This is a genomic window from Streptomyces sp. NPDC006450, assembly GCF_040612195.1.
Classification (GTDB): Bacteria; Actinomycetota; Actinomycetes; order Streptomycetales; family Streptomycetaceae; genus Streptomyces.
In genome coordinates this window covers 1-15,833 of sequence record NZ_JBEXPT010000071.1, presented here as the reverse complement: position 1 = coordinate 15,833, position 15,833 = coordinate 1, and the positions used below count along the sequence as shown (strand labels likewise).

The 15,833-nt window shown below is 71.0% G+C and carries 11 protein-coding genes; 10 read left to right on the top strand and 1 reads right to left on the bottom strand.

What is annotated here, in order from left to right; translation table 11 throughout:
* The 5 genes from ABZY57_RS20915 to ABZY57_RS20895 all read left to right on the top strand — a co-directional run bounded on the left by ABZY57_RS20915 (position 1) and on the right by ABZY57_RS20895 (position 4,751).
* The gene (locus tag ABZY57_RS20915; protein WP_356514016.1) at positions 1 to 789 is read left to right on the top strand and encodes an ABC transporter ATP-binding protein; all 789 of its coding nucleotides are present in this window, start codon (positions 1 to 3) and stop codon (positions 787 to 789) included.
* Positions 790 to 792: 3 nt separating this feature from the next.
* Complete coding sequence (locus tag ABZY57_RS20910) at positions 793 to 2,133, top strand: FtsX-like permease family protein (RefSeq protein WP_356514014.1); 1,341 nt, start codon at positions 793 to 795, stop codon at positions 2,131 to 2,133.
* Positions 2,134 to 2,366: 233 nt separating this feature from the next.
* The gene (locus tag ABZY57_RS20905; protein WP_356514012.1) at positions 2,367 to 2,648 is read left to right on the top strand and encodes a PqqD family protein; all 282 of its coding nucleotides are present in this window, start codon (positions 2,367 to 2,369) and stop codon (positions 2,646 to 2,648) included.
* Positions 2,649 to 2,825: 177 nt separating this feature from the next.
* A complete protein-coding gene (locus tag ABZY57_RS20900; RefSeq protein WP_356514010.1) occupies positions 2,826 to 4,088 on the top strand; it encodes a cytochrome P450 in 1,263 nt (420 codons plus the stop codon).
* Between the two features lie 141 nt (positions 4,089 to 4,229).
* Positions 4,230 to 4,751 (top strand): hypothetical protein, encoded by a 522-nt coding sequence (locus tag ABZY57_RS20895; RefSeq protein ID WP_356514008.1) that lies wholly within the window; start codon positions 4,230 to 4,232, stop codon positions 4,749 to 4,751.
* 178 nt (positions 4,752 to 4,929) lie between these two features.
* On the opposite strand, the gene ABZY57_RS20890 is transcribed toward ABZY57_RS20895, so the two are convergent.
* Positions 4,930 to 5,778: a mycofactocin-coupled SDR family oxidoreductase gene (locus tag ABZY57_RS20890; RefSeq protein ID WP_356514006.1), complete on the bottom strand. Its 849-nt coding sequence runs from the start codon at positions 5,776 to 5,778 to the stop codon at positions 4,930 to 4,932.
* A gap of 255 nt (positions 5,779 to 6,033) precedes the next feature.
* Between ABZY57_RS20890 and ABZY57_RS20885 the strand changes: the two genes are divergently transcribed.
* From ABZY57_RS20885 to ABZY57_RS20865, 5 genes are all read left to right on the top strand, one after another.
* On the top strand, positions 6,034 to 7,281 hold the full coding sequence (locus tag ABZY57_RS20885; protein WP_356514004.1) for an LLM class flavin-dependent oxidoreductase: 1,248 nt from the start codon (positions 6,034 to 6,036) through the stop codon (positions 7,279 to 7,281).
* A gap of 136 nt (positions 7,282 to 7,417) precedes the next feature.
* Positions 7,418 to 7,873 carry an SRPBCC family protein gene (locus tag ABZY57_RS20880; protein ID WP_356514002.1) on the top strand — a complete coding sequence of 152 codons (456 nt, stop codon included), beginning with the start codon at positions 7,418 to 7,420 and terminating at the stop codon, positions 7,871 to 7,873.
* The gene (locus ABZY57_RS20875) at positions 7,870 to 9,285 is read left to right on the top strand and encodes an FAD-binding protein (RefSeq protein ID WP_356514000.1); all 1,416 of its coding nucleotides are present in this window, start codon (positions 7,870 to 7,872) and stop codon (positions 9,283 to 9,285) included. Before ABZY57_RS20880 ends, ABZY57_RS20875 begins: the two co-directional genes overlap by 4 nt.
* Before the next feature lie 73 nt (positions 9,286 to 9,358).
* A complete protein-coding gene (locus tag ABZY57_RS20870; protein ID WP_356513998.1) occupies positions 9,359 to 14,917 on the top strand; it encodes a beta-ketoacyl synthase N-terminal-like domain-containing protein in 5,559 nt (1,852 codons plus the stop codon).
* A 51-nt stretch (positions 14,918 to 14,968) separates the two neighbouring features.
* Positions 14,969 to 15,833 (top strand): beta-ketoacyl synthase N-terminal-like domain-containing protein (locus tag ABZY57_RS20865; RefSeq protein WP_356513996.1); only part of this gene is annotated, 865 nt, incomplete at its 3' end.

The window sequence follows — 15,833 nt, the reverse complement described above, 5'->3', positions numbered from 1 at the left end:
ATGGCGCGACGTACAGGCACGACCGAGCGCGGCAGCAGTGCCGAGGCCCTGCGTCTGGTCGGGGTCACCAAGGTCTACGGGGCCGCGGACAATGCGGTGACCGCACTGAACGACGTGAGTGTGAGCCTGCCGACCGGCAGCTTCACCGCCGTCATGGGCCCGTCCGGCTCCGGCAAGTCCACCCTGCTGCAGTGCGCGGCGGGCCTGGACCGCCCGGACAAGGGCGTCATCATGGTGGACGGCGAGGAGATGACGGGCGGCACCGAGGCGGCGCTGACCAAGTTCCGCCGGCAGCGCATCGGCTTCATCTTCCAGCAGTACAACCTGCTGCCCACGCTCAACGTCCTGCAGAACACCATCCTCCCGCTGAAGCTCGCCGGCCGTCGGGTCGACGAGAAGCTGGCCCGGGAGACCCTGGAGCGGGTCGGCCTGGGCGGGCGTCTTGCACACCGGCCCGACCAGCTCTCCGGTGGCCAGCGCCAGCGTGTGGCCATTGCCCGCGCGCTCGTCGCCGAGCCCCGAGTGATCTTCGCGGACGAGCCGACCGGCGCCCTGGACACCCGCAGTGCGCGGGAGATCCTCTTCCTCCTCCAGGAGGCCGTCAACGTCCACGGCCGGACCGTGGTCATGGTGACGCACGACCCCGTCGCCGCCTCGTACGCCGACTCCGTGCTGTTCCTCGCGGACGGCCGGGTCGTCGGCCGCATGGTCGGCCCGACGGTGGACGCGGTGGCCGACCGGCTGGCGCACATCGGTGACCCGGTCCACGCTCAGATGCGGGAGGTCTGAGTCATGTTCGCACTGGCCCTGCGCTCCATCAGGTTCCGGCCGGGGCGGCTCGTCGCCACCCTGCTGTCGGCCTTCCTCGGCGCCACCATCATCATGACGTTCAACTCCATGCACGACACGGCCGGCGCCAAGGGCGTCGACGACGTCAGCGCCGAGTCGCTCGGCCTGGTCGCCGGCGTGGTCGGCGGCTACGGCACCCTGCTGGTCTTCTTCGCGGTCGCCTCCACGATGACCGTGAACGTACGGCAGCGCAGCGCGGAGATCTCCCTGCTGCGCAGCACCGGGGCGACCCCGGCCCAGGTCCGGTGGATGGTCGTCGGCGAGTCGGCCGTCGTGGCGGTGATCGGGGCGCTGCTCGCCATCGGGCCCGCGATGATCGGCGGCCGGATGCTGCTGGACATGTTCAAGGACTCCGGGCAGGTCGCCCAGCAGGTGGACTACTCCTTCGGCATCGTCGCTCTGCTGTCGGGCGTCGACACCACCCTCCTGGCCTCCATCGGGGCCGCGTTCCTCGCGGTGCGCCGGGCCACCCGGCAGGCCGCCGGACTTCCCACGGCCTCCCGGAACCGGACGCGCGCCCTCATCGGCTCCGGGGCGGTCGTGCTCGGCACGGTGGGCGTCTGCCTGACCTTCGCCTTCGACCCGAACGACCCCTCGGTGATGGCACCCGCGGTCTACGGGGCCATCGTCATCGCGGTCGGCCTCGCCGTCCTCGCGCCGCTGGTGCTGCGGAGTCTGATGGACCGTATCGAGGGGCTACTGGTCAAGTTCGGCGGCGCCAGCGGCTACCTGACGGCGCACAACATGCGCCAGCGTGCAGCCCAGCAGGCCGGTGTGCTCCTGCCGCTCGTGATCTTCACGGGGATGGCGACGGCCACGCTCTACATGCAGGCGATCGGCAACGACGCACTGAAGGCCTCGGGCGCGCTCCAGTCGGTCTCCGACAAGAACGTGGAGACCATGAACTTCGTGATCGTCGGCATCATCGTGGCCTTCGCCTGCGTCATGCTGGTCAACAGCCTGTACGCGGCGACCTCCGACCGCGGCCGGGAGTTCGGCCAGCAGCGGCTGGCCGGTGCCACCCCCAGCCAGGTACTGAAGATGGTCGTCGCCGAGGGACTGGTGCTGACGGTGCTCGGAGTGTTCTTCGGGACCGTGGCCGGCATCGCGGGCATCCTGCCCTTCAACGCGGCCAAGACCGACTCCTTCCTGCCCGACCAGGGCCCGGGGATCTGGCTCGGCATCGTGGCCATCGCCACGGTCGCGACCCTGGTCACCACGCTGGCGACGACGGTACGCGTCCTGCGCACCCCGGCGGTCGAGGCGGTCGCGGTGGCCGCCTGACCCGGCCCGCCGGGGCGGGACACGCGAAAGCCGCAGCGCGGCCCCGCAGTCGGGGCCGCGCGCACGCGCCCAGGGTCAAGTGTTCAGAAAGATTCGCGATCTGGGGGCCGAGACCCCTAGCTAAACGGACGTACGTAAGAGACAACTGTATGAGGCGGTCCTCCGTGGTGCGGGAGCCACGGTTGCCGCGCGTCCGACGAAGGGGAGCCGTGCGCGTTCGGCCGAGGGGTGGCGTGACTGTGGGATTGGACGGCCAGGGCCGGCTGGTCCTCAGCCGCGCGGAAGGAGCTCGGACCTACCGGGGCAACACCAACGACACCGTCATGTGGATCGCCTTGCGGCAGTGCAACGGCGACAGTGTCGCCGCGGCGCGCACCCTGGCCGGCGTCTGGGAAGTCGACGAGGCCAACGCCCTCGCGGACCTGGAGCTGTGGGTGGGTGAAATGTGTGCGCGGGGGCTCCTGGAGGAGGACGACGGAACTCCCGGAGGGGGAATCCCCAGGCAGCGCCGATAGGGGGCGATAGGGGCTGACAGGAAAACGGCTCGGAGTAGGTTCGCACCACGTGACCACATTCACGTCACAGTTCCTCGTCATCACCGGATGCCCATCGGCGGCAACCCATGACGGTATTTCGATTCCAGTGCGACGGGGCACCGAATTCCCCGCTATCCAAGAAAAGGTGACATCCGAATGACCGACGTGGTCGACACCACCAGCTCCGCTACGGCCGACGCGGCCGGCGGCGCCGCGAACGGCGAGCCGCACGATTTCCCGATGGCCCGGACGTGCCCGTTCAGCCCGCCCCCGGAGTACGCGCGCCTGCGCGCCGAGGAGCCCGTCGCCAAGGCCCGGCTGAGCTGGAACGGCAAGGAGGTCTGGCTGCTCTCCCGCCACGAGGACGTCCGTCAGCTCCTCGGCGACACCACCACCAGCTCCAACTGGAAGGCCGCGGCCTACCCGCTCCAGGTGCCCGTCCCCGACGAGATCCTCCAGGAGATCGAGCTGCCCCTCGTCGGCATGGACCCGCCGGAGCACGGCTCCCGCCGCCGGATGCTCGTACCCGAGCTGACCGCCCGGCGCGCCCAGGCCCTGCGGCCCCGCATCCAGGAGATCGTCGACCACCACATCGACGCCATGCTCGCCTCCGGCGGCCCCGTGGACCTCATCGAGGCCATCGCCTTCCCCGTCCCCGCCCTGATCTTCTGCGAGCTCATGGGGGTGCCCACGGAGGACAGCGACTTCTTCCGCCGCTGTGCCGAGACCCTCGTCCGCAGCGACGTCGACCCGCAGGAGATGATGTCGGCCCAGCAGGAGCTGGAGGTCTACCTCAACCGCTTGGTCGCAGACAAGGAAAAGGACCCCGCCGACGACCTCCTCGGCCGCATCGCCCTGAAGAACCGCACCGAGCAGACCCTCACCAGCAGCGACATCGCGGGCCTGGCCAAGAACCTCCTCTTCGGCGGCTTCGACACCACCTCCAACATGATCGCGTTGGGCATCCTGGTGCTGCTCCAGCACCCCGAGCAGCTCGCCGAGCTCCGCGCGAACCCGGAACTGCTTCCCGGCGCGGTCGAGGAACTCCTGCGCTACCTGGCCATCGCCGACTCCAGCCCCGCCCGTGCGCTCACCGAGGACATCGAGATCGGCGGCCGGGTGCTCCGCAAGGGTGAGGGCGTGATCGCCCTCACCGGCTCCGCCAACCGCGACGAGTCCGTCTTCGCGGACCCCGACGCCTTCGACATCCACCGCGACGCCCGCGGCCACTCCGCCTTCGGCCACGGCATCCACCAGTGCCCCGGCGCCAACCTGGTGCGCGTGGAGCTGGAGGTCGTGTTCGGTAGCCTGCTCGCCCGCATACCGGACCTGAAGCTCGCGGTGCCGTTCGAGGACATCCGGTTCAAGAGCCAGACCCTCGTCCACGGCGTGGCGGGCGAACTCCCCATCACCTGGTGACCGGTCACCCATAGACCGGTCCGGTCCGGTCGGGTCGGGTCCGATTCGGGCCCGGCTCGGTCCCCAGGCACAGCACGGAGAACGACAGCACGGCATGTTTACGGCCCTTCCTGCTTCCACGCTCAGAAGAGGACAACCACCGTGCCTCAGTCTCCCGTCGGCCGACGGCAGGCCCTCGCCATCACGCTCGGCGCGGCCGCTGCCTCAGCTCTCCCGTCCCCGGCCGACGCCGCGGACCACCCCGCCCGTCCGCGGCAGATCACCGCTTACGCGGACTCCCTCCACCCCGGGGGATTCCTCCTCGCCAACCACTACACCGAAGGCCGCCTCCTGAAGATCCCGCTGCACGATCCCGCAGCCATCTCCGCCGTCCCGCTGGACTCCCCGATCATCGGCAGCGACGGCATCGCGCTGCGCGCGAACGGCTCCCTGCTGGCGGTCTGCAACCACCTGGCCGTCGCCGCGGGACAGGAGGCCTGTGTCGAGATCCGGCCGGCCAACGCCCGCTGGACCGGCACCGTCTCCGTCCGCCGGACCGCCTGGCCCGTGCCGATACCCACCGACATCGCGCTGACCCCGTACGGCGGTTACGTGGTCAGCGGGCGCGCCGACGTGCTGTTCGGCGGAGGCACGGCGAACGACTTCGTCCTCCAGCGCCTCTGACACCACAGCACCCCCAGCCCACGGGGCGCACCGCTGCGGAATCCCCCGTCGCGGCGTCGCGGCCCGTGCCCCGTGCCGCACACCCCTTTCGTGCGGCACGCCAAAGACGGCCGCCGCGGGTCATCCCCGCGGCGGCCGTCCCCGTACCCGGGCGCCCGCACCGTGCGGGCGCCCGTCCTCACTTGCCGGCGTTGACCAGCGCTCCGCCGTCCACCTTCAGATGCAGCCCGGTCACGTAACGGGACTCGTCCGAGACCAGGTACACCACCGCGTGGGAGACGTCCACCGGGTCCACGAACGGAATCGGCATCGCCTGCACCTGCGTGAACCCGGGCACCGCGTCCTCGAAGGTCGGGTGCTCCAGGTCAGGACGGAAGATCTTGTACATCGCCTCGTTGCGGATCATGTCCGTGTCCACGTTCGCCGGGTGGACGGCGTTGATGCGCCGCCCGCTCGGCGCCAGGAACGGCGCGAACCAGTTCACGTACTGCACCAGCGTCTGCTTGGAGAACGCGTACCCGGTACCGCCCGGCCCCATCGGACCCGGCTGCCCGTGACCGAACAGCAGCCCCGCCGCCGACCCGATCACGACCACCGACGAACCGTCACCCAGGTGCGGCAGCGCGGCGTGCACCGTGTTGAGCACCCCGGTCAGGTTCACGTCGACCGTGTCCGCGAAGGCCCGCAGCGGCCGCTCGCCACCGACCGGGCTGATACCCGCGTTGGCCACCACCGCGTCCAGCCGGCCCAGCTGCCCCACACCCTCCGCGATCGCGGACTCCAGGGCGGCCGGGTCCCGTACGTCGGCTTGTACGGCGACCACCCGGCGGCCCGTCTTCTCCACCAGCCGGGCCGTCTCCCGCAGGTCCTCGGCGCTCGCCATCGGGTACTCGGCGATCTCGTTGTCCCGGCACACGTCGAGGGCGATGATGTCCGCCCCCTCCTCGGCCAGCCGAACTGCGTGGCTGCGACCCTGCCCGCGCCCGGCCCCCGTGATCACCACGACCTTGCCGTCCACACGCCCCATTACGATCCTCCGGTTTTCGATCGGTAAACGGCAGAAACCGATCCGCCGTGCTGTGCTCACTTCCTATCGCGGTCCGGAGTCCGAAGAGACTCCGCAGGCCCCCTAATGCCCCGGCACTTGCGCACGGGCGAACTCGACGCGGAACTCGCTAAACGTCCTAAGGGAGGTTAGGGGTGTGCTAGGGGACCCGCCTCAAGACGGCCGGATTACTGTGGCCGTCGTTCACGAATGATTGCGAAGTGAAGGGGACCCGTCATGCGTTTCGGTCTGCTCTACCATCACCAAGTACCGCGGCCCTGGACGCAGAACAGCGAGGAGCGGGTCCTCAGGGAATCGCTGCAGCAGATCGAATCCGCCGACCGGCTGGGTTACGACTACGTCTGGGCCACGGAGCACCACTTCCTGGAGGAGTACTCCCACGGCAGCGCCCCCGAGGTCTTCCTCGCCGCCGCCGCGGCCCGCACCGAGCGCATCCGCCTCGCCCACGGCATCGTCTCCCTGCCGCCGTCCGTCAACCACCCGGCGCGCGTCGCCGAACGCCTCGCCACCCTGGACCTCATCTCCGGCGGCCGCGTCGACTTCGGTTCCGGCCAGGGCAGCACCCAGCTCGAACTCGGCGGTTTCGGCGTGGACCGCGAGACCAAGCGCGAGCAGTGGCGCGAGGCCATCGGCGTCGTCACCCGGATGCTCGCCGACGAGCCGTTCACCGGCCACAAGGGCACCTGGATCGACGTGCCGCCGCGCAACGTCGTCCCCAAGCCGCTCCAGAAGCCGCACCCGCCGCTGTGGCTGGCGTGCAGCAACGCCGAGACCATCAAGACCGCCGCCCGCCTCGGCATGGGCGCGCTCACCATCGCCTTCATCTCCGTGGACGAGGCCAAGGAGTGGGCCGACGAGTACTACCGCATCATCGCCTCCGAGGAGTGCGTGCCGGTGGGCCGCGCGGTCAACCCCAACTTCGCCATCGTCATGCCCTTCCTGTGCCACGAGGACCAGCAGACGGCCGAGGACCGCGGCCTGGACGGCGCGCACTTCTTCGCCCACGCCTTCGGCCACTTCTACGCCTTCGGCCAGCACCGCCCCGGCACCACCGACCTGGGCAGCGCCTTCGAGCAGGTCCGCGAGGGCTACGCGGACAACCTGCCGCCGGAGATGGCCGAGCGCGTCGAGTCCCTGCGCCGTGCCATCGGCACCCCCGAGAAGCTGCGGAGCATGATCCGCCAGTACGAGGAAGCCGGCGTCGACCAGATCATCTTCCAGGCGCAGATCGGCAACACCCGGCACGAGCACATCGTCGATTCCCTGGAACTCTTCGCAGCCGAGGTCATGCCGGAGTTCGCCGACCGCCGCGCCGCCGCCGACGAGGCCAAGGACGAACGGCTCTCCGCCGCCATCGACAAGGCCCTCGGCCGGATCGAGCGGGACACCACCGACGTCTCGGACTACATCATCGCCACCGACATGGAGGCGTTCGGCCCCCCTGCCGGCGGCCCGGCCGCCTGAACCGCGAGCAGGCAGGCGAGCACGGCACACGGGCAGGCCGGCGGGCCGGCAGGTCTGCCGGCCCGTACGGCCCCACCCCACACCCCGGTACCTCGCACCCCGGTACCTCGTACATCTCGGACCCCAGGGGGTTTCCATGCAACTGAAGTTCAGCGAGTCCGTCACCATCACCGGCGAGCTCGGCGCCGTCTGGGAGACCGCCACCGACGCGGGCACCTGGGCCGACTGGGACCCCCACCTGGCGGACTGCGGCTTCGACGGCCCGTTCGCCCCGGGCAGCGCCGGCTGGACCAAGCTCCACGGCACCCCGGGCAACCAGAAGGGCCCGTTCAGCGTCACGGCCGTGGACCACGAGCGGTCGTACTCCACCGAATCGCCCATGCCCATGGGCAAGATGCTCATCACCACCCGGTTCGAGCAGGTCGGCCACGACCAGGTCGGTATCACGCGCGACGTCGAACTCCACGGCGGCTTCGTGCCGTTCTTCCGGCTCTTCTTCCTCAAGGGAATGCGCCGCGACATCCCGCACACCTTCGAGGCCCTCGGCCGCGAAGCCGGCCGCCGCGCCCTGGAAGCGGGCGAAGCCGCATGACGCATGCAGTCGTACTCGGCGGGGGCATGGCAGGCATGCTCGCGGCCGTCGCCCTCACGCGCCACGCCGACCGGGTCACCCTCATCGAGGGCGACCGGTTCCCCGACGGACCCGAGCACCGCAAGGGCCTTCCCCAGGCCTACCAGAACCACATGCTCATGCGCGGCGGCGCCCAGGCCATCGACGCCATTCTCCCCGGCACCATCGACCGCCTCCTGGCGGCCGGCGCCCACCGGCGGCTGATCGGCCAGGAGATCCTCACCCTCACCGCGCAGGGCTGGTTCCGCCGCTTCCCCACCGAGGCGCACGTCATCGTGTGCAGCCGCGACCTCATCGACCACACCGTGCGCGCCCAGGCGCTGAAGGCCAAGCGGATCAGCGTCCTCGAAGGGACCCGCGTCACCGGACTGACCGGCAGCGCCACCAAGGTCACCGGCGTCCGGGTGGAAGCGGCCACCGGCGGCGAGGAGCGGACCATCGAGGCCGACCTCGTCGTCGACGCCACCGGCAGCAGGTCCAAGTCCCCGCAGTGGCTGGCCGACCTCGGACTGGCCGACCTAGCCGAGGAACACCTCGACGCGGGCCTCGCCTACGCGGGGCGCTGGTACACCGCTCCCCTCCAGGCCACCGCGGACATGCCCGGCGTACTCATCCAGACCGAATCCGGCTCGGGCCGACCCGGCCGGGGCGCCGCACTCGTCCCCAACGAGGACGGCCGCTGGATCGTCGCCCTCATGGGCACCCGCGGAGCACACCCGCCCAACGACGAGGAAGGCTTCCTGGACTACGCCCGGAAGCTGCGCCACCCCGTCATCGCGGAACTCCTCTCCCAGGCCACCCCCATCGGCCCCATCCGCTCCGCCCGCGCCCTCGCCAACCGGCGCCGCTACTTCGAGAAGCTCCCCGTCCCCGACGGGTACGTGGCCATCGGCGACGCCGTCTGCGTCCTCAGCCCCAACTACGCCACCGGCATGTCCCTGGCGGCCCTGGGCGCGCTGGCCCTGCGTACGCAACTGCGGACCACCGGCATCACCCCCGGGTTCACCGGCAAGGTGCAGAAGGCCATCGGCAAGCTCATCACCCCGTCCTGGCAGATGGCGGTGACCAACGACAGCGGCTTCCCCGACGTGGAGACCAACGTCAAGCTCCGGGGCCTGGGCTTCTCCCACGCCATGACCAAGCGCTGGACCCGCACCGCACTGGAGAACCAGGTCCTCGCCGACCTCACCTTCCGGATGACCGACCTGACGGCCCCGCCCACCGAGATGATGCGCCCCTCCATGATGGGCGCCCTCATCCGCGGCCCGCGAGCCCCGCAGCTGACCGGGGACGCGGCGATCGCCCAGTTCCCGGAGTTCGGACCGCTCCTCAAGGGGCTCGAAAGCCCCGCCGGCCCGGCAACCCGGGCCTGACCCACCAGCACGGACCGCACCACCCCGGAAGGACGCACCGTCCTTCACCACCGGACACAGGGAGACGGCCTCGGTGAACAACGAAGAAAAGCTGATGGCGTATCTCAAGCGGACCCTCGCCGACCTGCGCGAAGCGCGGCGGTGCCTCGCTGAAGCGGCACGCAAACCCGATGACGAGGCCATCGTCGTCGTCGGCATGGCCTGTCGCTACCCGGGCGGCGTCGAGTCGCCCGAGGACCTGTGGCGGCTGGTGGACCACGGGGTGGACGCGGTGTCCGCGTTCCCGACCAACCGCGGCTGGGACGTGGGCGGCCTCTACGACCCGGAGCCCGGCAAGCCCGGCAAGTCCACGACCCGCGAAGGCGGATTCCTGCACGGGGCCGCCGACTTCGACCCCGCCTTCTTCGGGATCAGCCCCAAGGAAGCACTCGCCATGGACCCGCAGCAGCGGCTCCTCCTGGAGACCTCGTGGGAGGCGTGCGAGCGGGCCGGCATCGACCCGGCCACGCTCAAGGGCAGCCGGACGGGTGTGTTCGCCGGCGTGATGTACCACGACTACGCCATGGGCAACGAACCCGGCAGCACCGACGCGGGCAGCCTCGTCTCGGGCCGCGTGTCCTACACCCTCGGTCTGGAAGGCCCCTCGGTCTCCCTCGACACGGCGTGCTCCTCGTCCCTCGTCGCCGTGCACCTCGCCGCCCAGGCGCTGAGGCGCGGCGACTGCACCCTCGCCTTCGCGGGCGGGGTGACGGTGATGGCCAACCCGGACATGTTCGTCTTCTTCAGCGGCCAGCGGGGCATGGCCCCGGACGGCCGCTGCAAGTCCTTCGGCGCCCACGCCGACGGCGTCGGCTGCTCCGAGGGCGCTGGCGTCCTGCTCCTGGAGCGCCTCTCGGACGCCGAACGCAACGGGCACCCGGTGCTGGCGATCATCAAGGGCAGTGCGGTCAACCAGGACGGCGCCTCCAGCGGCTTCTCCGCACCCAACGGCCCCGCGCAGCAGCGCGTGATCAAGCAGGCCCTGTCCAACGCCCGCCTGACGGCCGCCGACATCGACGCGGTGGAGGGCCACGGCACCGGCACGACGCTGGGCGACCCGATCGAGGCACAGGCGCTGGTCGACACCTACGGCACGGAGCGCACCGCGGCCGACCCGCTGTGGCTGGGCTCCTTCAAGTCGAACATCGGCCACGCCCAGGCGGCGGCGGGCGTCGGCGGGATCATCAAGATGGTCATGGCGATACGGAACGGGGTGCTGCCGAAGACGCTGCACTCCGAGGAGGCGTCGCCGAAGGTGGACTGGTCGGCCGGGAGCGTACGGCTGCTGACCGAGGCTCGTTCCTGGCCGAAGGGTGAGCGTCCGCGTCGTGCGGGTGTGTCGTCGTTCGGGCTGAGCGGGACGAACGCGCATGTGATCGTGGAGGAGCCGCCGGCGGTCGAGGCTCCTGCTGGTGTGGTGGATGCTCCGGTCGTGGGTGTGGTGCCGGTGGTGGTGTCGGCGAAGTCGGCGGTGGCGCTGCGGGGTCAGGCTGAGCGGCTTCGTGAGTACGTTGCTTCGGATGTGTCGCTGAGGCTTGCTGATGTTGCGTTCTCGCAGGTGGTGACGCGTGCGGGCTTTGAGCACCGTGCGGTGGTTCTGGCTGCGGATGTCGAGGAACTGGCTGCTGGGCTTGAGGTGGTGGCGGCGGGGCGTGGTGACGCGTCGGTCGTGGTGGGTGCGGTGCGGTCGGGTGGCCGGTTGGCGTTCGCGTTCTCGGGTCAGGGTTCGCAGCGGTCGGGTATGGGTGCGGGTCTTGTGGCTCGGTTCCCGGTGTTCCGTGAGGCTCTGGTCGAGGTGTGCGGGCTGCTCGATGCCCAACTGGACGTGCCTGTAGGCCCGTTGCTGCTGGATGGTGAGTCGGGTTCTGAGGTGTGGGGGACGGGGGTTTCGCAGCCTGCGGTGTTCGCGCTTCAGGTGGCTCTGGCCCGGCTGTGGGCGTCGTGGGGTGTTCTGCCTGATGTTGTGGCGGGCCACTCGGTCGGTGAGATTGCCGCAGCGCACATCGCCGGCGTGCTCTCACTGGCCGATGCGTGCTCCCTCGTGGCGGCGCGTGGTCGCCTGATGCAGGCCCTGCCGGCTGGCGGAGCGATGCTCGCGGTCGAGGCCACGGAGGACGAGCTGGTCGAGGCGCTGGCCGGGCTTGCGGATGTGGGTTTGGCTGCGGTGAACGGGCCGCGTTCGGTGTTGGCTTCGGGTCTCCGCGAAACGCTTGCCCCGTTGGAGGAGCGTTTCCGGGCTGAGGGTCGTCGGGTGCGTTGGCTGGAGGTCAGCCATGCTTTCCACTCTCCGCTGATGCAGCCGATGATCGAGCCGTTCCGCAAGGTCGTCGCAGCCTTGGACTTCCAGCCGGCCAAGGTGTCGACCGTCTCCACGGTCACCGGAGCCCCGGATGCCGCCTGGCAGGACCCGGAGTACTGGGTGGAGCACGTCCTGCGTCCGGTGCGTTTCGCGGACGCGGTCACCGCTCTTGCCGACGCCGGGGTCTCCCGTTTCCTGGAGATCGGCCCGCAGGGGGTTCTGTCGGCGCTGACCCAGCAGTCCCTCCCGGACGACTCCCGCGCCGTGGTGGTACCGAGCCTGCGCGGGGACAAGGACGAGACCGAGTCCGTTCTCGCCGCCCTGGCCGGTCTCCATGTCTCCGGTACAGCCGTCGATTGGGAGGCGTTCTACGCCGAGCACGCCCCGGCCCGGATCGACCTGCCCACGTACGCCTTCCAGCGCGACCGCTACTGGATGACCAGTGGTGCGGTGGGCGCGGCTCCCGTGACGCTCGGGCAGCGGGCGGCCGATCATCCCCTCCTCGGTGCCGCGGTGGATCTTCCCGACACCGACGACGTCGTGTTCACCGGCCGCCTGTCGGTGGAGGCGCAGCCCTGGCTCGCCGACCACGACGTACTGGGTGCCGTCCTCTTCCCGTTCGCCGGCTTCGTGGAACTCGCCCTCCACGCAGGGCAGCAGGTGGACTGCCCCGTGGTGGAGGAGCTCGCACTCCAGGAGCCCCTGGTCCTGCCCGAGCAGGGTGCGCGGGTGCTGCGCGTGGTCGTCGGCGATCCCCGCGAGGACGGGGTCCGGCCGGTCCGCGTGCACTCCCGCGCCGAGGCGCCGGACGCGGTCTGGGTGCGGCACGCGGTCGGCGCCCTGGCGCCTGTCGCCCCGCAGGCCGTACCCGACGACACGACGACGTGGCCGTCCGCGGGAGCCGTCGCCGTCGATCCTGACGAACTGTACGAGCGGCTGGAGCGCTCCGGAGTCGTCCCCGGCAGCGCATGGCGGGGCCTGCGCGCCGCCTGGCGTAGCGGTGACGAACTCCTCGCCGAGATCGCACTGCCCGAGACCATCTCCGGCGACGGGTACACGGCCCACCCCGCACTTCTCGACCTCGTGGCGTTCCTGCCCCGACTGGTCGAGAGCGAGGGGCCGACGCGCCTCTCCTCCGGTTGGCACGGGGTGACCCGGTACGCGGCCGCCTCCACCGACGTCCTGCGCGTACGTGTCACCCGTAGCGACGACGGCGATGCGTCCGTCGTCCTCAGCGACACCGCAGGCCGGATCGTCATGAGCACGGAGACCCTGGAATCACGGGTCGTGAGCAGCGCCGAACTGCGGGGGGACGGGGCCGGGGACGTCACGACCCACCGGCTCGTCTGGACGCCCGTACCCGTCACCCACGACGCGGCCGACGGCGCCACCGTGCCACACCCGGTGACCAGCGCCGACGAACTGCACGAGATCACCGAGCTGGGTGTGGTGCCGACCGCCGAGCCGGTGGTCCTGGCATCCCGGGAAGCGGCCGGGCCGCTGCCGGGCGGGCTCGTTCCGGCCATCGAGCAGGTGCGCGCCCTCCTGCGGTCCTGGAGCACCGGCGACCCGTCGGCCGCTTCGGCCCTCGTCGTGACGACGCGCCGCGCTGTCGCGACGGAGCCGGGGGCCGAGGTCGACCTCGTTCAAGCCGCGGTACGGGGCCTCGTACGTGCCGCGCAGGCCGAGTACCCGGGACGGTTCGTCCTGCTGGACCTCGACGGTGAAGGCCAGGCGGACGGGACCGGAGGGGCTCTGAACGCCGGACTCGTCGACGCCGTGATCGGTTCGGGCGAGAGCGAGCTGGCGGTACGCGGCGGGGCACTTCTCGCCCCCCGTTTGGAGCGGTTCGCCGAAGGCGGGCGCACGGACGGGGGAAGCGCGGGTGCCGGAAGCGCGGGTGCCGGACGCCGCCTCTCGGGCGAGGGCACCGTGCTGGTCACCGGCGGTACGCGCGGTGCCGGCGCCCTGATCGCGCGGCACCTCGTGACCGCCCACGGCGTACGGCACCTGCTGCTGACGGGGAACCCCGAGGAAGTGGAGTCGGAGGCGGAGTCGGAGGAGGAGGCGTCCGAGCGGATCGCCGAACTGCGCCTCCTGGGCGCTGAGATCACCGTCCTGAACTGCGACGCGAGCGACCGTGAACAGCTCTCCCGGCTGCTGGCGGCCGTCCCGGAGGCGAACCCCCTCACCGGCGTCGTGCATGCGGTAGAGGAGCAGCGGAACGCCCTGATCGACACGATGAGCAGTGAGCAGCTCGCCGTCGTCCTGCGCCGCAGGGCCGAGGCTGCCTGGAACCTGCACGAGCTCACCCGGGGCCACGACCTTGAGGTCTTCCTGCTCGTATCGTCCGCGGCGAGCCTGCTGCTGGGCACCGGGCAGGCCAACACCGCCGCCTCCGCCGCGTTCCTGGACGCCCTGGCCCAGCAGCGGCGGGCACGCGGCCTGCCCGCGGTCTCCCTCGCGTACGGGCCGTGGGACACCAGCGGCACGCTCGACGCCGGCTATGCGGAACGCGTACGGCGCGAGGGCGTCGAACCGCTCGCGGCGCACGAGGGACTCGCCGCGGTGAGCCGGGCCCTGGGGACGACCGAAGCGGTACTCGTACCCCTTCGGCTGGACCGGGCGGTCCTGCGCGCCGCACACGAACTGCCCGACGTACTGACCGGGATCGTCCGGACCCCGGCCCGGGGTCCGGGGCGGGCCGGCTTCGGCGGCGGCGACGAACTGCGCCGCCGGCTCGCGGGACTCACCGACGACGAACGCGCGCGCCTGCTGCTCGCTTTGGTCAAGGAACAGGTCGCGACCGTACTAGGCCACGCCTCCGCCGACGGCATCGAGCCCGACCGCGCGTTCCAGGAGCTCGGATTCGACTCCCTCGCGGCCGTGGAGCTGCGGAAGGGACTCAACTCCCGTACCGGGGTGGTCCTTCCCGCGACGCTGGCCTTCGACTACCCCAACGCCCGCGCCGTCGCCGGCCTCCTCTTCGAGGAGATCGACGCGGAGGCGGCGGGCGGCCGGGACGGCGGCGTGCCGGCGGTCCTCGCCGAACTGGAGCGGCTGGAATCGGTGCTCGGTGCGACCGGTGCGACCGGTGCGACCGGTGCGACCGGTGCCACCGGTGTCGACGGCCGGCACGCGGCTCAGGTCACCGCCCGTCTGGAGGCACTCCTCCACAAGTGGCGCGAGACACAAGCGGGAAGCGCCGCCGAAGGGGCGGCGGATGTGGACTTCGGGGCGGTCGAGGACGACGAACTGTTCGACGTGCTCGACAGCGAACTCGGCATCTCCTGACATCAGTTCAGCCTGCTCATGCAACCGGCTTCGAGATCGATCGAGGGGAAGATGGGGAACGACGACAAGCTGCGCTCGTACCTTCAGCGTGCGACCGCGGACCTGGTGCAGACGAAGCGACGCCTGCGCCAGGTCGAGGACCGGCAGCATGAGCCGATAGCCGTGGTGGCCATGGGCTGCAGGCTGCCCGGCGGGGTGACGACCCCCGAAGGCCTGTGGGAGATGGTGGCCGAGGACCGGGACGTCGTCTCGCTGTTCCCCGAGAACCGCGGCTGGAACACGGCCGAGCTCTACGACCCCGAGCCGGCCACACCGGACAAGACCTACTGCCGCGAAGGCGGCTTCCTGCACGATGCGGCGCTCTTCGACGCCGAGTTCTTCAAGATGAGTCCGCGCGAGGCCCGCGAGACCGACCCGCAGCAGCGCCTGCTCCTCGAAGTGGCCTGGGAGACCTTCGAGCGGGCCGGGATCGACCCCACCAGCCTCAAGGGCAGCCGGACCGGGGTGTTCGCCGGACTGGTCTACCACGACTACACCGCCGACAGCGGCACCGGCGGCCTGGCCAGCGTGGCCTCCGGCCGCATCGCCTACGTCCTCGGCCTGGAGGGTCCGGCCGTCACGGTGGATACGGCGTGCTCGTCGTCGCTGGTGGCCCTCCACCTGGCGGCGCAGGCCCTGCGGTCGGGCGAGTGCGACCTCGCGCTCGCGGGCGGCGCAACGGTCATGTCGACACCCGTGTCCTTCGTCGGCTTCAGCCAGGACCGCGGCCTGGCACCGGACGGCCGCTGCAAGTCCTTCGCCGGCGCTGCGGACGGCACCACATGGTCGGAGGGTGTGGGCCTGCTGCTCCTGGAGCGTCTGTCGGATGCGGAGCGGAACGGTCACAAGGTTCTGGCGGTGATCAAGGGCAGTGCGG